The following is a 19,769-nucleotide window of genomic DNA, read 5'->3' on the forward strand; positions in this document are numbered from 1 at the left end:
CATGCAAATAGTAAATAGAGCTAATCAAATCGAGACATTACAAACCCAGAAAGTAGAGAATTTTCTGGTAATTGAAGGTGTCAGCAAAATTTATCCAACTCCTGAAGGCCCTTACACAGTACTCGATGGAATTGACCTGAAAGTTCGCGAGGGTGAATTTGTCTGTTTAATTGGGCATTCTGGCTGTGGTAAATCAACTCTGCTGAATATGGTTTCTGGGTTTAACACTCCTAGCGATGGAGTGGTGTTACTGCAAGACCAACCCATCACTGAACCCGGCCCAGACCGGATGATGGTGTTCCAAAACTACTGTCTACTGCCTTGGCTGAGTGTGTTTGATAATGTTTATTTGGCTGTAGATGCGGTATTTCCCAAAAAGACCCAGGCAGAAAAACGAGCCATAGTTAGAGAACATTTAGCAATGGTGGGACTGACAGAAGCTGCTGATAAAAAACCCAGTCAGATTTCTGGCGGGATGAAGCAGCGAGTTGCGATCGCCCGCGCCCTCTCTATCCGTCCGCAAGTTCTAATTCTGGATGAACCGTTTGGTGCATTAGATGCCATCACTAAAGAGGAATTACAAGAAGAATTACTGCAAATCTGGCGAGATCATCAAGTCACCGTATTGATGATTACGCATGACATTGATGAAGCACTTTTCTTAGCTGACAGAGTTGTAATGATGACAAACGGGCCTGCTGCTCAAATTGGTGAAATCTTAGATATTCCCTTTTCTCGTCCTCGGAATCGTCGCCGCATCATGGAAGACCCAGAATACTATAATTTGCGGAACTACGCTCTAGACTTTCTTTATCGTCGCTTTGCTCATGAAGATGAATAAAAGCGACGAGCAGCGTATGATTTTTGACGCATAGCTATGATGCCATTTTTACATTTATACCAGCAAAATGTAATTGCAGATACAAATCAACTTGCTATGTAATTCTAACTTTAGTTATTAGCAATAATTGAAACACTCCCTAGAGGCCCACTAATAAGGGAGCAAAAATTTCAGATTTAGATCCAGTACCAATAAATAACAACAAATATCTGATTTGAGCAGGGTAATTTAACAATTATCCCTGTGTTGTTCCGTGCAATTTTGTAATTGAGGAAACTTTGAATGCTCAAAGGATTATTTTCATTCAGGGATCGCTATCGTATCCTCCATCAGACTTGGTTTGCCTTTTTTCTTACCTTTGTCTGTTGGTTTAACTTTGCACCTTTTGCAACCACTATTGGAAAACAATTACATTTAGCACCTGAGCAAATTAAAACTTTAGGCATTTGTAACCTCGCCCTCACAATTCCGGCACGACTAATTATTGGGATGTTGCTGGATCGTTTCGGCCCCAGGATTACTTACTCAATTTTATTAATGTTCGCTGCTGTTCCTTGTTTGGCGACAGCACTATCACAAGACTTTAATCAACTAGTCATCAGCCGCCTGTTAATGGGAATTGTTGGTTCTGGTTTTGTTGTAGGTATCCGCATGGTAGCCGAGTGGTTCCCTCCAAAAGAGATGGGAAGTGCCCAAGGTATTTATGGCGGTTGGGGTAACTTTGGTGCTTTTGGTGCAGAGTTTGCCCTGCCCATGATTGCTGTTGCGACAAGCTTTTTAGCTGGTGGTGCTTCCAACTGGCGGTTGGCGATCGCGCTTACAGGTATCATTGCTGCTATCTACGGCGTGATTTATTACAACAGCGTCCAAGATACGCCTGCTGATAAAGTCTACAAGAAACCCAAGAAAAATGGTGCTTTGGAAGTAACCAGTGTTAAAAGTTTCTGGGCAATGATTCTTTCCAATTTTGGTTTGATTTTTGCCTTGGGTTTATTAGCTTGGCGCTTAGAACAAAAGAATATTCACTTCCTCAATCAAACCCAAATGTATTTGGTTTGGGTAGTGTTAGCAGGATTATTTGCTTACCAAACCTACAAAGCTTATCAAGTTAACAAAGAATTACTAATTGGTAAAAAAACCTACACACCTGTTCAACGCTATCAGTTTAGTCAAGTTGCTTTACTTGAATTTACCTACGTTACTAACTTTGGTAGCGAGTTAGCAGCAGTTTCTATGCTCCCAGCCTTCTTTGAAAAAACCTTTGGTTTAGAACACGTGGTAGCTGGAATGATCGCCGCAACTTACCCGTTTTTAAACTTAGTTTCTCGCCCCAGTGGTGGCTTAATTTCTGATAAATTTGGCTCACGCAAATGGACAATGACAATTATCAGTGCTGGTATTGGTGTTGGCTACTTGATGGCACATTTTATTAATAGTAGCTGGCCAATTCCTTTAGCGATCGCAGTCACTATGTTTGCTGCTTACTTTGCCCAAGCTGGTTGTGGTGCAACCTACGGCATTGTACCTTTAATTAAAAAAGAAGCCACTGGACAAATCGCTGGTAATGTCGGAGCTTACGGTAATTTCGGTGGCGTAGTATATCTGACAATTTTTAGCTTAACTGACGCATCAACACTCTTTAGCACAATGGGTGTAGCAGCTATAATTTGCGCTTTTATGTGTGGTTTCTTCCTCAAAGAACCGAAAGGATCTTTTGCAGGCGCACCTGAAGATGAATTATCAGAAACGTTAACACAAAAGCCTTCTGTTCTAGCTGAAGAATAATTTTATCAATATGAAACCACAGAAAAATACAGAAAACACTTCAATCTTTATCTGTATGCATCTGTGGTTTTAATTACCTCAATATCGGATTGATGTACACCATACGTATTTTTCCATCTGGCGCTGTGCTTGGTGTTGCAAAATCCCCAATAGGATAATTGCCATGAGTGAATTTACCAAAACCCAATGTCCTTACTGTGGTGTTGGCTGTGGACTAGAAGTTTCGCCCCCAGCTCAACACGGCAAAGCAACTCATCGGGATAGCCAAGGAACTCCAATTTGGCGGGTGCGAGGAGACAAAGCTCACCCATCTAGCCAGGGTATGGTTTGTGTTAAAGGTGCAACAATCGCTGAGTCTTTGGATAAAAATAGACTGCATTATCCAATGGTACGAGACTCTTTAGATCAAAAGTTTCGCCGCGCCAGTTGGGATGAAGCTCTCGATCTGATCGCAAAGCGGATTCAAACCGTGCGCGTTACCCAAGGGTCAGAAGCTATATGTATGTATGGTTCCGGTCAGTTTCAAACCGAAGATTATTACATTGCCCAAAAACTCATGAAAGGATGTTTGGGTAGTAATAATTTTGATGCCAATTCACGTTTATGTATGTCTAGCGCTGTAGCTGGATACATTCAAAGCTTTGGCGCTGATGGCCCACCTTGTTGTTACGATGACTTAGAGTTAACCGACTGTGCATTTTTAATTGGTACTAATACTGCTGAATGTCATCCAATAGTTTTCAATCGCTTGGCGAAGTACCACAAAAAAAATCGCAAAGTCAAAATGATTGTGGTCGATCCCCGACGCACACCCACCGCAGAAGCAGCTGACCTACATTTAGCCATACGTCCAGGTACAGATATCGACTTGTTGAACGGTATTGCTCACCTGTTGATGCGTTGGAACTATATAGAGCCTGGCTTCATCGAAGACTGCACCAGCAACTTTCCAGCCTACGCTGAGGTTATTCGTCACTATGCTCCGGATATAGTGGCGAATCGTTGTGGAATCAGCGTTGCAGATTTAGAAACAGCCGCTCGCTACTGGGGACAATCTCAAAGAGTGCTGTCTCTCTGGTCAATGGGTGTGAATCAATCAAGTGAAGGTACGGCTAAGGTGAGAACGATTATTAATTTGCACCTGATGACTGGACAAATTGGTAAACCAGGAGCTGGGCCTTTTTCTTTGACTGGTCAACCAAATGCAATGGGAGGAAGGGAAGCCGGAGGTTTAGCGCACTTACTACCCGGTTATCGCTTGGTAAAAAACCCCCAGCATCGTGCGGAAGTTGAAGATTTGTGGGGACTGAAGCGAGGACAGATTTCACCCAATCCTGGTTTAACAGCCTGGGATATGATTACTGGATTAGAAGATGGCACAGTGGGATTGCTGTGGATTGCTGCTACTAACCCAGCTGTGAGTATGCCAGATTTGGAACGGACTAAAAAGGCATTATTGCGATCGCCCTTCACTGTCTATCAAGATGCTTATTACCCGACAGAAACCGCTACTTACGCTCATGTTCTGTTACCTGCTGCTCAATGGGGCGAAAAAACTGGGGTAATGACCAATTCCGAACGTACAGTCACCCTGTGTCAAGCATTCCGCGAACCACCAAGAGAAGCCAAACCAGATTGGGAAATTTTTGCCGAAGTTGGTCGGCGATTAGGCTTTGTGAAAGAATTTGCCTTTGCCAACTCTGCTGAGGTCTATGCTGAATTTGTGCAACTAACTCGCCACCGCCCCTGTGAGATGACTGGTATTAGTCATGAAAAATTACAAGCACAAGGCCCCACCCAATGGCCTTGTTCTCAGGAGCAAAAATCAACTCAGGATTCTAAAAGACTCTACACAGATCTTCGCTTTCATACTCTTGATGGTCGGGCAAGGTTTGGAGCATATCACTCACGCGGATTGGCAGAACCACCAGATCCGAATTATCCCTTTGTGTTGACTACAGGAAGGCTTTACGGACATTGGCACACCCAAACTCGTACTGGTCGAATTGAAAAAATTCAGCAAATGCATCCCGAACCCTTCATTGAGATTCATCCTCGCGATGCTGCTGTTTTAGGAATTAGCGATCGCCATTGGCTAGAAGTGCGATCGCGTCGAGGTAAAGCGAAATTTCCGGCTAAAATTACAAAAGCGATCGCTCCTGGTACAGTTTTTGTCCCTATGCATTGGGGTGCGTTATGGGCAAATGAAGCTGAAGCTAATGCTCTCACCCATCCCGAATCTTGTCCCGATTCATTGCAACCGGAATTAAAGGCTTGTGCAGTGCAACTGACTCCAATTTCTTTGGAAGTAACTCTCAAAAATTATCAACTCCAGTCCTCACAATGGTAAGCTGCTAAATAGATAACTAAACAGTAAGTTGATAATTTAACCCATAGTTAATAGTCAATAGTTACAATTATTTTTTTTAATCCTATAGATTTATCTATAGGATTTTTATTTGATTTTTTGACTGTTGGCTTTAGACTGCAAAACAGGGTGTATTAGATGAAAAGAATTCTGAAAAAAGTATTAGACACCACAAATTTGAAAAAGGATTACGACAAATGGATCGCTAAATACGATTACCAATCAATATTTCAAAATCGAAAATCGAAAATCCGAAATCCTCAGAAATTAGAGAACAACAAAGATGAGAAATTTATGCACCTCGTTGAACAAATTGAGGTGTTAGTATCTAAGGTACTATCTTTGTTTATGATAGCGGTAATTTTAGCCGCAATCTGGGACTTGGCTGTCTTTCTTTTCAGAGAACTATTTACTGCTCCATACGGCAAATTTAATACTACATTATTTAAAATTTTTGGTTTATTCCTGAATATTTTAATCGCGTTAGAAATTTTAGAAAATATCACTGCATACCTGAGAAAACATGTGGTTCAGGTTGAATTAGTGATTGTAACATCCTTAATCGCTGTTGCCAGAAAAATTATTATTCTTGACTTAGAAAAAGTTTCAGGAATTGATATCATTGGTCTAGGAGTTGCAATTTTAGCTCTTTCAATTAGCTATTTAATAATTCGTTTTAGTAATTCTGGAAATCACAACTAGAAATCCAACTAACCTTTTCCATATGTTATAGGGAGATAATGGACAAGAGGAAGGAGAAGAAAAAGAACTTTTGCTATTGCCTTCTTGACCCTGGACTTTGGACTCTTGACAAATGACAAATAACAAAATCTTTTTTGAATTCGAGGCAGATTTCGTTGAATCTCTCCGTTGCATACCCATGCAGGTACGTTACAAACTAGATACCAGTGGTATCAAGCTCAAGTTGTCTGATTGGCATCAAATGTCTCAGGCTGAACGCGAAGCTTTAGTTGAATTACCTTGCACTACAGAAAGGGAAATTCAATCTTATCGGCAACATCTCGAACAGTTAATTTTCAAGCTTACAGGTATACCAGCTAAACAATTACCAATTGAAGTAGAGCCAGCATGGATGGATTCTCATAACATTCCGATTAGCGTCCAAGAGAAAGCTCAAGAACTAGGTCTTACGCTCACATCTCAACAGTGGAAATCGTTAACTTCTCTACAGCGGTTTGCGTTGATTAAACTCAGCCGTTCGAGTCATGAAAATAAAAACTTTCCCAAAGCAATCGAAGAATTTCACCTACTTTAACAAGACCTTTGCCAATTTGCCGTAAAGCTCATAAACAGAAAGCCCGAACAGCAGTCGCTACAACAGAAGTTGGGGAAAAAACCACCCAACCAATGCTTCGGCTATACAAACAAAGTTCATTCACTTGGCTTAGATCCGCAGGCTAACCAATGGTGTTGTCAACTCTTACCGCAGTGCGGGAATTAGCAAGCCGCGCCTAAATTTCTATATATAGACTCTTATATGGTGTTTAATTTTGGTGAAGGTATGAAAAAGACTGTTAATAACTCTACATTTTTGGTGTCCAATTAAATGTGGTTAAGACTACTAAATTATGTAATTAATTAACAATACTTCGGACAAAATTAGGCAGCAATAACGCCGTAAGATCGTAGGCTTTGGTAGTTAGGATGAGATTTAATTACAGTCGCACAAAGGCCTAACTTTGAAATAAACGTGTCGAGCAAATGGTCATTAAAAGAGCGTCGTTTGACACTGGCCATTGAAAAGACAAAGGGTTGTTGACCCGACTGCTGTCGATAAGCATCGAGCTTGGCAAGATTTAAGGCAGTGAAACTGACATTGAAATGAAAATCAAGTTTTTTAACATCACGGGCTTGACAATCACTCAGTCCGGTAAACTGTTTAGCATCACGGAAGATGAATTCGATTTGAAAGCGCAGTTTGTAGAAACGATAAATTTCGTCTGGCGATTGGCTGATATCTGTCGAGAATAAGACAGCATAACTCGGTTTGTGAGGCTGACGGCGGTCAAGTAAATAAGCCAGGCGTATCTTGCGTTTGAGTGAAACGTGCCATACAACAGATGTGTAGAGTTCAAGCCCTGATTGCAGTTCGCGTACCCAACTCAAGCGAGTAGGGTCGGCTAGATCAACTTTGCCATCATATTTACGTTTAGCTCCCCGTGCTTTTTGTTCACCTTCAAACACATATCGTAGATTCGCATCTCGGCGCAGTTTACTAATCACATCGAGCTTGAGCGCCCTCACCCCTGTGACAAATGCTTCCTTGGCATATGCTCCATCCACAGCAAGATAGCGAACTTGGGGAGGTAATTGAGGTTGAGTAATTTCCAGGTGGTGAAGATAGTAGTCCATCCGTGTCAGTTCTGGACAGAAGCCTTGGTCAAATGTTTGTTCAGCAAGCAGACCAAAGCCCACTTCAGTTTCTACATTTATCACCGCCACCAAGGACACTTCCAATCCTTTCTCGACTCGATTGTGACTACCATTGTAAAATTGGTCAAGTCCAAAGGTCTTTTTCCCACTTTTGGCAATGAATGAGCAATCCATCACGGCGATCATCTGGTGCTGTAAAGAGTTTGCTGCTTTGATAATTTCTGCGTTGAACTGGGCGAAGTCAAACTGTCTGTGAAACTGTCGTCGATAGGTTTTCTCGCTCAAACTGCTGTAGCGACTCAAGTTGGTAAAATTTACCTTGCCACATGTAATTAATATCGTTGCAAACAGCGTTGTCATCACCTTTACTCCCGGTTTGCCCAAAACGCCCATTTTTTCCACCAGGCTTTGTATAATTTCCATACAGCTATCGTTCCTGTGCTTGTTTCTTCTAATCAGCACCCTAATGGATCGATAGCTTTCTTGTCGATTGGCTCAACTCAAAACTGTCCGGAGTATTGAATTAACGTACATTGAATTTGCACTAGTACAGTACAACAAAAACAAAGATCCGCTTAAACACAGTGCGAGACGAAATAAAAGTTTTGTGACTTCTAAGTTTTGATTGACAAAGGCAAGAGTACCCATCCTACCCAGTGGCACCAAGATACCATCCAAAGCTTGCCAGCAGAGGATCGCACAATTTTAATTTTTTAGCAGCCAATTTCAGATTCCTGAGCAGAGAGTAAAGCTATAGTGTATTTAGCCATGCCGCAGTTACAGCAGTCTGAAATAGTATATGAACAAATCTAAAGTCGAAATCCAGGTACGGCAGATAATTTTTGTACACCACCTAAATGAGATTGCTGTAAATTGGCTAAGCTTAAGTTCTAATGCCAGAGTATTTTAATAATTAGTTGAGACAAGCACTCTAACTCGATGACAGGCAAAAACGCAAGACATAATGCATTTCTGCGGCTAGTGTCTGGTAATGGAGCACCTTATAGGTCAGAATTCCGCTACTCGCTGCTCCCCAGTAAAGAGATGATCGTTGGACGCGACCCCAGCTGCCAAATTGTCTTGGATGCCATGTTGTACCGGATGGTATCTCGTCGTCATGCTGTGGTTCGTCCTCTCTCTTCTCCCGATAACAAATTCAGCTGGCTCATTTGTGATTTGAACAGTGCTAACGGCACTTATTTAAATGGACAGCGTATACAAGGTTGTCAGGAATTACACCCAGGCGATCGCATTTCTTTGGGTGCTGATGGGCCGCAATTTGTGTTTGAGCATGAGTATTTCTCTCAAGCTACCATCATGACCAGGCCAGCGACACCGCTGCCATCCGCGGGGAGTTATCCAGGGCAATCAAAATCTGATTCAGTGAGCTTTACCCAACTGTTCCCAATTATTTCTACTGGTAAAGATTTAACTCGTAAAGCTTACCTCGTACCAGGAATTCTCACAGTAGTTTTTGTAGTATTAATGTTTGCGACGGTAGGCCGGCCGCAAGCAAATCAAGTTATTGTAGCCAGTTATATAGCGTTTGCTGCCTATTATTTTGTTTACCAGCTTTGCGGCAAACAGAAGCCTTGGTGGGTGCTTGTATCTGTAGCCTTAGGTACAGCTCTAATTTTGAAAAGTCCCCTGTTGGATTTCTTTATTTTCGTATTTCGCGGTATTTTGCCTGGGAGCTTGCCTTCATCTCAGGATTCGCTTACCTTCACCGAATTGCTGATACGGATGTTTTTTGGTGCTGGGTTGATGGAGGAATTACTCAAGGCATTACCTGTATTGGCAGCGCTGATCTTCGGTCTGACCTTACCCTCACCTTGGCGAGAACGTATAGGTATTTGGGAACCTTTAGATGGTATTCTCTTGGGAACTGCTTCTGCTGTTGGTTTTACTCTGCTAGAAACCCTTGGACAGTATGTGCCAGTTATTACTCAAAATGTTGCGCAACAGGCAGGAGTAGGAACTGGTCAACTAGTAGGATTGCAATTATTAATTCCACGCATTTTAGGCTCTGTAGCCGGACACATGGCTTACAGCGGCTATCTGGGGTATTTTATTGGCTTGGCTGTGCTGAAACCGCGGCTAATTTGGCAAATTCTCCCAATTGGTTACGTTAGCGCTGCTGCACTCCATGCCTTATGGAATGCCACTGGTTCGATCAATGCCTTGCTGTTGGTGATTGTCGGTGTTTTATCTTATGCATTTTTGATGGCGGCAATTCTGAAGGCACGCGCTTTATCACCAACGCGATCGCAGAATTTTGCTACCCGCTTTCTTGGCCCCAAATAACAAATGGAAAGCAGGGAGCAGGGGAGCCAGCGCTGTGGTGAAGCAGCGCGGTCTTGGAGGTTTTCCCATAAGCGACTGCCGAAAGGGTTTCCCGGCTTGTAAACGCGCAGCGGTGAAGCAGTGCGTTGGGCGGGTTCCCCGACTTGAAGCAACTGCTGAACCCGGAGGGCTTCCCGCAGGGTAGCAAGTGGCGTCAAACTGTCCGTTGGGGTTCCCCCTATGAGGAACTGCCGAAAGGGTTTCCCGATTTGAGGAGCTATTGCGTTGCACGGGTTCCCAAGGCACTCCGTTGGGCGGCTAGCCGACGCGTTGAAGCAAGTGGCGTGCGACTGGCGTGGCAGGAAGCAAGGGGGAGATGAAATGCTTGATCTTTGACTTTGGACTATTGACTTTTGACCATTGATTATTTATGTCTTGGGATAGATAGCGCTACTGCGTAAATCACCCTATAGTCTGAATTATGCTGGTTTAACCATGCTGAAAAAATATAAGCAATAAATTATAAGACCCGCAATACAAGAAGCGTCGAGTGCGGGCAAAGCTAAAGCTAATATTCGCCGAAAGTAGCTCCCAATTGAGGGATGTTTCAAACAACGGACTTTAGGATTCTGACTGAAAACTATTGAGTTGTATGAAGGCGTAGTAAGAAATCGCTAAACTAATCTTTGCTTGCTCGACTTCCGATAAATCTGACCATTCGCGATCGCCAACTTTACTCACGATCGCGTTGGGGTTTTGGGGTTCGCCGCTACGCATAGCATAAGCATAAGGACGAGCTAAAACCAAGAGGTCTTCTGTTCCCCAGGTAGGTAGTACATCTTGAACGCACTGAACTAATTGCTCGCCAATTGACTGTTGGGAAATAAAAATCTCTGTAGCGTTCTGGGCAATTTTATTGAGCCAGCCTTGGGGTACTAGTGAAGCAAAAGCTGCTTGTAAAGCTTGTTGAAGATTTGCCATCATCATTTGGCTGATCTGGCTTTTGGAATCGGCAGCAACGCTAGTTTCCGGCCAAAATGCATCAAGTTGGCTATAAAAATCTTGAGATCGCTTTGTAATTTCTGCTTCTGACCACAAATCATCACTCATGAACTGCTGTTCTAATTCGACAAAATAAGCTTCTGATTCTTCATCAGCAGGATTCCAAGGATAACTTGCATCTTCGGGTTCTAGTAAGGCTGCGAGGAAATCTAATTCCACTTGAGATGGTAAAGAAGTGAAACTATCTGAATTGTGAGTTTTGTTAATCATTGGTCGCCTCCAGAGTGTTTATTTAGCGGTATTGACAGCTACAGCGTTGAGAATGCCATTTCCGCAAAAATAGGTGAATTTTGTTGAGAGTGAGAATAATTTTGTGCGGCTGTTGCTATTAATGGAAACTTCATCAATGCAATAGCTGATATTAAGGTGCTATTTAACAGCTACAAATTATTCTTGCCTGCTTTTGTGCTAGCCATTTTTAGTTAGTTTGAAACTGTCATGGTAAAAGTTAGGAATCTTCAATAATAAATTCCCAGGTTTCACCTCTAGAACTACCAAACTTTAACTGCATTCCCGACTTTAAAGGTACTTCCTCACGGAGGATTTGCTGCCATCCATTAGAACCAAAAACCCAAGTTGTACCGTAGGTAGATAAATCTTGCAAGTAATAAGTTCTTACCGGAGTTGTACCGCTGAAAGTACTCCGACATAAGATTTCGGCATGGCGTTTAGAAACTGAAGGCTCTGGGATGACGATCTCATTGTCTTTTGTCCGACCAATACGAGTGACTCCAGAACGCAACAACCAAGTTTTACCTTCTGGTGAGAGCGATCGCAATGAGGCTGATGGCACCGAGGAAATTATACTCGGAATAGTTGTGTCTGGTAGTTCTGTGATTCCTTCATCAAAACTTTTAATTAGTTCGCCATTGAAATCTGGATGCAGATAGAGAACAGGCAAAGTCCATGCAGGTTGATTGAATTTATATAGTGTTAATAATTCTTGTCTCGCCTCTGCTACAGCTTCATCAATTGGCTTGCGCGATCGCAAAGCTTCCGTAAAAGCTTGGATAAAACTGTGACTTTCAGTGTCAGCAATCTCATCGCGCATTCCCAAAACCGCAGGTACGCCATGACGAATTAACACTTCTGCCAAACTGCTAGAAGGTATAGCTTGGTGATTGACAGCCGCTGGTTGTGCGCCCCAACAAGCATTAAACACAGCCAATTTCACACCAGTACGGGTCAATACTTGAGCCAATTCTATGCCATTGAGAGTCATCCTAGGACGTAAAAATAATAAACCTCCGTCAGGATCTGGCAAACCATGACCAGCGTAGAAAAAGACATTGTAGGCTTTAGTTTCTAATTCTTCAATCAATTCCTGCGGCCTTGGTTGCAACAGCGTATGTACCATACAAGGTGCATATCCCTGAGAATTACTACCTAAAGGCCCGGCTTTCGTCAGAGTTTGCGTTAAGATTTCTGCTTCTTTTTGCAGTTGCAGATTTTTATTTTCATCTTCACCTAAAACTAAGAGAATGTTGAGAGCCTGATCTGTTCGCAAAGCAGGTAATGATTCAACTTCACTGGTTGTACGGCTAAATAGTAAATCTTGAGACAGTGACATTGCCGATTGACCAGCTTCACGCTGCATAATCTCCCAAGGTAGGGCAATCAGATCCGGGTCGCGAATTTCTAAGCGGAAGCGCAAACGTGTATGCTGTCCCATAGCCATACCACGACTGCGTTCTAGACTACCGAGAATTTGTCCGTCAAATAACCAGCGCCACAAACTAATCCCCAAGTATTGCATCAGACGACTACTATAGCCTGCTGTCTGACCGGAAGGGGATGAACTCAAGTTTAGCGGTAGCGGCGGTAGCTGTGGCGGCGTTGAGCGTGAGGAAATCTCTAAGCGACTGTGACCTGCGAACATTTCCTGCCATTCTTGCCAAACTTGAGAGAGTTCAACTGGCCATGTACAGTCATGCAAAACATAGCCACTGGGATAAGGAGCCTTAACCACCCAAATGGCAAAGTTATCAGCGCCAGTGTTGGTCAAACGAGCGATCGCCAGGTTCAGGCATGGCAATGGAGTCATTAAACTAAGGGGTGAAAACAAATTATTTCAAATAACAATTTTTCAAGGTAAAAGTACTACCTTGTCAGTTTTTTATTTTCGTTCCTACCTGTATTATTTCAGGTTTTATCAGTTTATGGTGGTCTGTACTAAGTTGGATTACCTTCAGCCTTTGGAGTTGGTAGTGGCGTCTGATTAATTGGCTCAGGTGAAGCTGGATCGCAGGGACTTTTTTGGTCTGCTTGTAAAACAGTAACCCCAAAGCGTTTAAGTTGAGAATGAGAAAATTCAACTTTCTGCGGTTTCTGTAAAGTTTGAGAACCGTCCTGTGCTGGAGTGGAAGCGTCTGGACTAGGACATACCTGTAAATCTACCAGAAAGTCTTTATTAGCAGGTTTGGGATTTGGTTTTTTCTCAATAACTTGTAAAAATGTGCCACTATTAAACTTTTGCTGATTGCTTAAAGTAATCTCGCTATTAGTTTGAATTACCCAACCTTGGGAAAGGTTATCTAAAGTTCTTCTGACTGGCGGTTTTTCTGGCGTTGGTTCCACAGTAGGCGTTGGACTAGCAGTAATGGGAACTGCATCGATTGGCGATCGCAGTCGCATTACCAAGTATCCAATACCACCAGCTGCGGCTACTATGAGTAACGGGACAAGAAACTGTAGCGGTAAATGCCTAGTGCTACCACGCGACTTATTTTCGGGAATTACTTTTGTTTTCGTACTGGAGTTATTTAAGAGAGTTTGTTGTGTAGCCTCAGGGAATGGATCGGGGACTTGTGTAGGGGAACTTTCGGGAATGACTGCACTCAGGCTAGACTCTGGTTCGGTGTATTTAATCTGACAGTGGACTAAGGCGATGGTGACATTATCATGGCCATTTTTAGTATTAGCGATTTCTACTAATTTGTCCGCCACGCTAACTACATCTGTTTCCGCTTTGAGAATTGGCAATACTTCTGTTTCCCAATAATCCTCTACACGGTCAAAATCGCTCAAGCCATCGGATGTGAGTAAGAAAACTGCATCTTCATCAAGAATAAATCGCTGGGATGTCGGATGGAGCGAAGTACTAGGACTCATCCCTAAAGCTTGTACCAGAGAACCAGAACCACTCTGTTCTATAGCTTCGCGATAGATAGCATAACCTAACCTGACTTCGCGGGAGGCAACATCATCATCAAGGGTAACTTGGTAACAACCGTGGCGCGTAATCCAATAGGCACGACTGTCACCCACATGGGTAATGTACATTTCGTGAGCAATTGGCAATGCCATTACCAAAGTTGTACCCATGCGCTGACGCCCTTGGCGATTTTCGCTGTCGTTGCGCTGGCTGATTTTATCATTCACAACTGCTACAGCCGATTCTAAGTCAGTTAGTAGCAGCGAAGGATCTATATGATCGGCAGGAACTTTTGTCAGTTGCTGTACCTGCTGTTGAATTGTTTCAATTGCTAAATTTGATGCCACATTGCCGCCTTCGTGCCCACCAATGCCATCGCAGACAATAGCTAAGGCTGAGGGTTGAGGCGGTTTACTCACCAAAGTACCGCTGGGAGGATAACAGGCATCTTCATTCCTTTGGCGGCTGGGGCCTGTATCAGTTTTGGTCAAAATTTTGATTGCGGCAGTTTGCGATCGCCCTAATTGCGCTAGTCCTCGATCTAAGACTGTTATTAATTGTTCGGCTGAATTGATCTCTTCCTCAATTAAAGAATTGCTTATTTTGTCAATAAATTCTGATATGGCTGGTTTTGCTCCTTTAGACAACTGCGCCCAAAATTCACCTAGTTGGGGTAAGCTGTGTGCTGTTGCCGAGTCGGAACGCAATTCTAACAAGCGTACTAATGGCCCTTCTACCCTAATTAAATCTGGTGCGAGTAAGCTAGCGGCTACACCTTCACTTAACAGTGGTTGCCAGAGATTTGCTAACTGCCATAACCAATGGATCTGACGCATCGAGCTGGCATCACGCCAAGCTGCAATTAAATCTGGACAAAGTTGTACTTGTTGGGTTGTACAATCGGTAAGAAGTGGCGGTTTTTCTAAGAGTAAAATTTCTTGTTCGTAGCGCCCATCTATGGGTGGTATGGCTCCATATACCTGTGGTACGTGTAATCGATAGGGTATGAGTCGCAAATAAGGTCTAATTGCTGATAAATTATCTAATTCAGGTGTTTGGGGTACTAAACCTGGTCTGATATCTAAAACTATAGATTTATCGATTACCAAATAGCGATCGGCTAAGATTTCTCCAGCAGTGGCAACACTTAAGGCTTCTCCTTGCGCCCAAAGATAGCGTTTGGGTAGGGGCGTAGAACATCGCAAGCAGAACTTGTGGCTTAGGGGGTTAGGAGATTGACAAAGTTCGTTTGGGCAGTAGAGCGTTGCCGCATCATTTTCCATAGTTTTCTCACCGATCAGCAATTGGCAATTTCTTCAACAGCATTGGCAGCGGGAATCTAGACCGCTCATATTTTTGAACCTGACATATCCAACTTTGGATCAATGATTTTAGCTGGTGGATAGCAGCAGGTGCTAATACTTATTGAATCTACGATCTACTTATCCAAAGAATTTACTCCTCAGTCAACCCTACTGCCTCATCATAGCCTCTATTGCTCTCTGACTCTCCATCATGAACACAGCTAACTTTAACCCTGTCACCAAAGCCTAACCCCAGCATAACTTTACTGTTTACTTTTGTTGAATTACGCCATCAAAAACAGGCAAATAATTTTGCTATTCCCCTAGTTTATAAGTTACTAGGTAGCAATTAACTTTAATTAAGAATTAAGATAACTAAATACATCAACTAATCGCTGCTTAAAGTTGGACAAAGATAGGAATCCGGTTTGCTTTTTGCCAAATTGACAAACTTCTTTATCTGCTTTCTTTCCTGTTAGCCTTCCCTGCGGGTTATGCTTTAGCACTACGGTGATGTTGTTTTGTTGCTAACGCTAGTAGTTTCTCATGGCATAAATCTCAATGAAGCATGGCTTCACTGTGCCTTGTTGTTTGTAAAGGATCTCTAAAAATTCAGTTCGCAAATTAGATAATATTAATATATTTGTCATTAATCTTTGATTTAAAGCTGGAAAAACTTACCTTTATTTGATTTTTTCTTAAGCTCGCATAATAAATCGACACCTTTTGTATTAGAAAAAATTATAATTCACTTATTTGCAGTAAAGACGCTCTCCAGGAACTAGAAAAGTGTGCTTACCTATACCAAATATATATAGTAGTGTTTCTTTACAGCAGAGCCACTGACGATAGACAACCTGACCTGACAGAGCCATTGATGATTTCCTCACTTTACATTTCGGGTACTTTAGCCTGCGGGAAAGAGTACTCTGCGAGAAGGGCTACTCTTCGAGTTCTCCTTTGGAGTACAGCCAAGGGCGAACAAGTCCACCGCAATTGTCTGTCTGGACTGTACGACTGTGGAAGTTTTTTTCATAGGACTACCATCTTAAAATTTCCTAGGGGAAGTTTAGAGAAAGCCCCTAGGAAGCTCAGAGATGGTAAAACTTAGAGGTAGCTCTGAACTTTACTGTTTATCGTCAACTGCTACTTGTGGGACTCCCATACTGTAGTTGGTGACGCGGCTTTGGAGATTGTAGCTAATTTCGCCTTTTTGCAAGAGCGATCGCAAATAATGCTCCAAGTCGGAACCAACACGACGTAAGTTGTAGTCTGTTAAATCCGCACCACTAGAAGCTTCTACTAGTTCATCAAACTTGCGATAAATCTTTTGTAGAGCATCTTCATTCCAGTTGAATTCATTGTCTGGGTCAACATCTAAGGTTAAGACCTGATTACTGGGAACCAGTTCACCATCCCGGTCAAGTTCTGCCGCGAAAATGCGAATATGCCGGGTTGTAGACTTGAGCAGCATCGGGTTGTCCATAAAAGGGTGTAAGATTTGGTTTGACTACACTGAAATCATTGTAGACGGTATGCCTAAGCTTAAATATGCCTGCTTTGAAAAGGAATTTCGCCAATCAAGCAGATACCAGCAACTGCTCATAACTCAAACACGGGAGATTTATTCAACTAACAGCGGTAAACAGAATTTTCTCCAATGAAAATGATAAAGTTAGGTTGTTTTCATGCCTGGAGGGACTATAACTTTACTGTAGCGGTAAGTTAACCATATCCAAACAATACTGTCAAGCTGTTTGCATTCATTAGAGAGAACGAGCATCAGGGTGAGATATTTGAGTGCAAGCAAGCAAAAGGTATATTGCTAATTCATCGGTCTCCTGCTACGGCAAGCAACGCGGTAAGTCTATTACAGCAAGGAAATTGCTTGGTATGTTTCCCAGACGCTTCATTTGGTCGCCAGACTCATACTTTATCAGGAGAAGGCGCAGAGGAGTTGTTTTCAACCTAATTGGCTGGCTTTTGCCTAGCGTGTTTGAGAGAAGCCGATCTAAAGTAGTACGATTTAGCCTGAAGAGTTTTAGGGAACTACTGCGGCAGTTTTGCCGACTTGATTGTGGATAACTTATCAACTACTGCTGACTTTGATTTCTTCAATTTCATCACTTTGTAATGGCTGTAATCAGCGTGGTTCATTGCCTATAATTCTGATTCAGAACAAAAATAAACCTTTAATGACTTTGCTGCTGAACGCCTCCTCAATTTTAGGATGAACAAAATGTACATCTAGTAGATTTACGGAGTTATGGTACAACTACCTTGGGCTTTAATCAAAAAGAGAAAATTTAGTGCGATCGCTTACGTAAAAACACTAAATTTTCAGTAAAATCCCAAACTGTTGTTGACGTTAAGATAAAGTTGATGTAAAAACCTTTAAAAAGCTCGAACAACTTCTTACAGAAACTTTATTGTATAGAATCTTAAAAACTGAATAATAGTTATGGCTTAACTGCACTACCTCTAGCGCAGGGACATTAGAGCCTACTGGGTGTAAAGTATGAATTGCAAAAAACCACAGGAGAGTGAAATGGAATACAAATGTGATGGATAAAGAATAATTCTTAATTCAAACACTTTGGATTCAAAAAAAAAATATAAAGAATTTTGCTGAAGATTTAACCCCTAAACTTCATGACCACCAAGTAAAGGAATCCTCAAATCTATGAACTCCAAAGCCTTACCACGCCAGATAAATAATATTGAAGTAGGCGTTTATGAGTGCGAGATACATCTTAAATTCCGATTAATTGAGGAAAAGAGTCTATTAGGCGATCGCGAGCAACTATTACAGGTGTTATTAGATGCTTTAACCGAAGGTTCTGATGACTTTTTAGAGACCCTGCAAGCATCAGTCAAAGCTCAAGAAATTTCTGAGTTTAAAGCTTCACCGCAAATGCGACGCCAGTTAATGCGCTTACGTAACTTTGCTGACAATAGTCAATAATTATCTGTATTAATTAAGTAGTGGCAAGTCGTAAATTGAGCATCAAATGGTGAATTGGCTACAAGTAGTTTGTCATTTGCTCTAATATTTATTGAGTTGGCTTGTGTAATCTAAAATTAAGGCTGGGAGCCGATTAGACTCTTCAAAAAGCCTAAGTACAGTTTTACAGTAGCCCTCACCCTTTGCACTACAGAAATATTTGGGTGCCTACTAATGCAGTTATGCCTTCCTCAGCAGGGCGGTTACGTTTTTTCAAAAATTATATTTTTGGAGAATAGGCTTAATCAGGGTGTTACTTCAAGTTGGCGAAATACTTGTAAACGATTGTCTGCTTTATATACTTTAAACATTTCTAAAATTGCTGAATTTTTAGCACCTGTCTTGAGCGATCGCAGTTATTAAATGAAGTATTTTGCGAGCTTGAAGTTACATTCCGCCCCTAAAACTGGCATAGATATTAAGATAATTTTGACGAAATCATCAGATTTAAATTCATTGTGTTGCCATAGTCAAGGGTCAAGAGTCGAGGGGAACTAGTCAGGTACGTAGCTTTCGTTAGTTGAGTGTAGATGCCCATAGGGTATTGAAGTAGCAGAGTCTTAGGAGTTTCCATGCCACTTGCTACCCTAAGGATAGGGCTTCTCGCAGGTTACTAGCGTTTAAGAGTCAAGAGGCAGATAGTTTCTTACTTACCGCCTCTGCTCCCTACTCTTGCCGATTTTTTTTTCTATACTTTGTATACAAATTATTTCATGGCAGCTATTTAGCAAGACCATGTTCTAAAGCAAAACGGACTAACTCTGTACGGCTATTGGTACCAGTTTTGCTAAACAAACGGCTAACATACTTTTCCACATTACGGACACTAGTATCCAAGCGACGGGCAATTTCTTTATTCATCAACCCTTCAGCTACCAAATTTAAGACACTTTGTTCTCTAGGAGTTAAATCTATTTTAAAAGGTGCTGGTGATTGAGAAATGGCGCTTCTTTGAGTTAAGAGTGCTTTGATTTGGGCAATCTGATTAGCTAGTTCAGCTATATCAGGTGTTTCAGTATCTTCACCTGTAGCTTGAGGTTTAGCCATGCGTCGGGAAAGTAAGTTTTCTACTATGGCAATTAGCTCATCTGGATCGAAAGGTTTGGGTAAGTAAGCATCAACACCAGCTTGATAACCTTGGATGCGATCGCCTGTCATCCCCTTAGCAGTTAAAAATACTACAGGAAGTGCTTGGAAGCGAGGATCTTCTCGCAGTTGTTTGAGGAACTGATAGCCATCCACCTGAGGCATCATTATGTCAGAAATTACTAAGTCAGGTGTATTTTGTTGCATCAAATCCCAGCCTTCACGGGCGTTACTGGCGACTTGAACGCTGAAACCGCTTTCTTGCAAATAGTCTTTTACGGCTTCGCGCAATCCTGGTTCATCATCTACCAATAACAGTTGTGCTGACATTGAAAATTTCCTTGAGTCTACCTTGTTCCAATTTAGCGAAAGTTGGCGAGCATTGGGCAAAAGGAGAGTAAATAAAAGGACAAGGGAGAAGAAGCAGGGTGCAGAGTGCGGGGGAGACACAGAAGACAAGAAAGACAAGGAGGAAATAATTGATGACT

At 42.2% G+C, this 19,769-nt stretch carries 14 protein-coding genes; 7 read left to right on the forward strand and 7 right to left on the reverse strand.

Going from position 1 to position 19,769, the window contains the following annotated elements; genetic code table 11:
• Window position 1: 1 nt before the first annotated feature.
• From AACU33_RS30730 to AACU33_RS30750, 5 genes are all read left to right on the forward strand, one after another.
• Window positions 2–841 (forward strand): nitrate ABC transporter ATP-binding protein, encoded by an 840-nt coding sequence (locus tag AACU33_RS30730; RefSeq protein WP_096594082.1) that lies wholly within the window; start codon window positions 2–4, stop codon window positions 839–841.
• Between the two features lie 282 nt (window positions 842–1,123).
• Window positions 1,124–2,626: a NarK family nitrate/nitrite MFS transporter gene (locus AACU33_RS30735; RefSeq protein ID WP_096594083.1), complete on the forward strand. Its 1,503-nt coding sequence runs from the start codon at window positions 1,124–1,126 to the stop codon at window positions 2,624–2,626.
• Between the two features lie 163 nt (window positions 2,627–2,789).
• Window positions 2,790–4,976 (forward strand): molybdopterin oxidoreductase family protein, encoded by a 2,187-nt coding sequence (locus AACU33_RS30740; RefSeq protein WP_096594084.1) that lies wholly within the window; start codon window positions 2,790–2,792, stop codon window positions 4,974–4,976.
• 312 nt (window positions 4,977–5,288) lie between these two features.
• The gene (locus AACU33_RS30745) at window positions 5,289–5,696 is read left to right on the forward strand and encodes a phosphate-starvation-inducible PsiE family protein (RefSeq protein WP_096595442.1); all 408 of its coding nucleotides are present in this window, start codon (window positions 5,289–5,291) and stop codon (window positions 5,694–5,696) included.
• Window positions 5,697–5,808: 112 nt separating this feature from the next.
• A complete protein-coding gene (locus tag AACU33_RS30750) occupies window positions 5,809–6,270 on the forward strand; it encodes a nitrate reductase associated protein (RefSeq protein WP_096594085.1) in 462 nt (153 codons plus the stop codon).
• 344 nt (window positions 6,271–6,614) lie between these two features.
• Here the strand turns inward: AACU33_RS30750 and AACU33_RS30755 are convergent, their stop codons facing one another.
• Entirely contained in the window at window positions 6,615–7,811 is a 1,197-nt protein-coding gene (locus tag AACU33_RS30755; RefSeq protein WP_339375962.1) for a transposase, read from the reverse strand.
• Between the two features lie 516 nt (window positions 7,812–8,327).
• Between AACU33_RS30755 and AACU33_RS30760 the strand changes: the two genes are divergently transcribed.
• A complete protein-coding gene (locus tag AACU33_RS30760) occupies window positions 8,328–9,692 on the forward strand; it encodes a PrsW family glutamic-type intramembrane protease (RefSeq protein WP_096594086.1) in 1,365 nt (454 codons plus the stop codon).
• Here the strand turns inward: AACU33_RS30760 and AACU33_RS30765 are convergent.
• The 5 genes from AACU33_RS30765 to AACU33_RS30785 all read right to left on the reverse strand — a co-directional run bounded on the left by AACU33_RS30765 (window position 9,642) and on the right by AACU33_RS30785 (window position 16,677).
• Window positions 9,642–9,977: a hypothetical protein gene (locus AACU33_RS30765; RefSeq protein WP_339376386.1), complete on the reverse strand. Its 336-nt coding sequence runs from the start codon at window positions 9,975–9,977 to the stop codon at window positions 9,642–9,644. The genes AACU33_RS30760 and AACU33_RS30765 overlap by 51 nt on opposite strands.
• Window positions 9,978–10,292: 315 nt before the next feature.
• Window positions 10,293–10,943: a hypothetical protein gene (locus AACU33_RS30770; protein WP_096594088.1), complete on the reverse strand. Its 651-nt coding sequence runs from the start codon at window positions 10,941–10,943 to the stop codon at window positions 10,293–10,295.
• Window positions 10,944–11,181: 238 nt separating this feature from the next.
• Window positions 11,182–12,768, reverse strand: a complete 1,587-nt coding sequence (locus AACU33_RS30775) for a CHAT domain-containing protein (RefSeq protein ID WP_096595443.1) — start codon at window positions 12,766–12,768, stop codon at window positions 11,182–11,184.
• A gap of 137 nt (window positions 12,769–12,905) precedes the next feature.
• Window positions 12,906–15,170 carry a protein phosphatase 2C domain-containing protein gene (locus AACU33_RS30780; RefSeq protein ID WP_096594089.1) on the reverse strand — a complete coding sequence of 755 codons (2,265 nt, stop codon included), beginning with the start codon at window positions 15,168–15,170 and terminating at the stop codon, window positions 12,906–12,908.
• A 1,147-nt stretch (window positions 15,171–16,317) separates the two neighbouring features.
• Window positions 16,318–16,677, reverse strand: a complete 360-nt coding sequence (locus tag AACU33_RS30785; RefSeq protein WP_096594090.1) for an NAD(P)H-quinone oxidoreductase subunit M — start codon at window positions 16,675–16,677, stop codon at window positions 16,318–16,320.
• A gap of 1,197 nt (window positions 16,678–17,874) precedes the next feature.
• Between AACU33_RS30785 and AACU33_RS30790 the strand changes: the two genes are divergently transcribed.
• Window positions 17,875–18,156: an Npun_R1517 family heterocyst differentiation transcriptional regulator gene (locus AACU33_RS30790; protein WP_086682179.1), complete on the forward strand. Its 282-nt coding sequence runs from the start codon at window positions 17,875–17,877 to the stop codon at window positions 18,154–18,156.
• A gap of 759 nt (window positions 18,157–18,915) precedes the next feature.
• Here AACU33_RS30790 and AACU33_RS30795 read toward each other — a convergent pair.
• Entirely contained in the window at window positions 18,916–19,611 is a 696-nt protein-coding gene (locus AACU33_RS30795) for a response regulator transcription factor (protein WP_096594091.1), read from the reverse strand.
• Between the last annotated feature and the right edge of the window lie 158 nt (window positions 19,612–19,769).

It is taken from the genome of Calothrix sp. NIES-2098 (assembly GCF_963875125.1).
GTDB lineage: Bacteria > Cyanobacteriota > Cyanobacteriia > Cyanobacteriales > Nostocaceae > Aulosira.

Coding starts and splice junctions, on each gene's coding strand:
- AACU33_RS30730 (WP_096594082.1), top strand. CDS start 2: ATGCAAATAGTAAATAGAGCTAATCAAATCGAGACATTACAAACCCAG.
- AACU33_RS30735 (WP_096594083.1), top strand. CDS start 1,124: ATGCTCAAAGGATTATTTTCATTCAGGGATCGCTATCGTATCCTCCAT.
- AACU33_RS30740 (WP_096594084.1), top strand. CDS start 2,790: ATGAGTGAATTTACCAAAACCCAATGTCCTTACTGTGGTGTTGGCTGT.
- AACU33_RS30745 (WP_096595442.1), top strand. CDS start 5,289: ATGCACCTCGTTGAACAAATTGAGGTGTTAGTATCTAAGGTACTATCT.
- AACU33_RS30750 (WP_096594085.1), top strand. CDS start 5,809: ATGACAAATAACAAAATCTTTTTTGAATTCGAGGCAGATTTCGTTGAA.
- AACU33_RS30755 (WP_339375962.1), bottom strand. CDS start 7,811: ATGGAAATTATACAAAGCCTGGTGGAAAAAATGGGCGTTTTGGGCAAA.
- AACU33_RS30760 (WP_096594086.1), top strand. CDS start 8,328: ATGACAGGCAAAAACGCAAGACATAATGCATTTCTGCGGCTAGTGTCT.
- AACU33_RS30770 (WP_096594088.1), bottom strand. CDS start 10,943: ATGATTAACAAAACTCACAATTCAGATAGTTTCACTTCTTTACCATCT.
- AACU33_RS30780 (WP_096594089.1), bottom strand. CDS start 15,170: ATGGAAAATGATGCGGCAACGCTCTACTGCCCAAACGAACTTTGTCAA.
- AACU33_RS30785 (WP_096594090.1), bottom strand. CDS start 16,677: ATGGACAACCCGATGCTGCTCAAGTCTACAACCCGGCATATTCGCATT.
- AACU33_RS30790 (WP_086682179.1), top strand. CDS start 17,875: ATGAACTCCAAAGCCTTACCACGCCAGATAAATAATATTGAAGTAGGC.
- AACU33_RS30795 (WP_096594091.1), bottom strand. CDS start 19,611: ATGTCAGCACAACTGTTATTGGTAGATGATGAACCAGGATTGCGCGAA.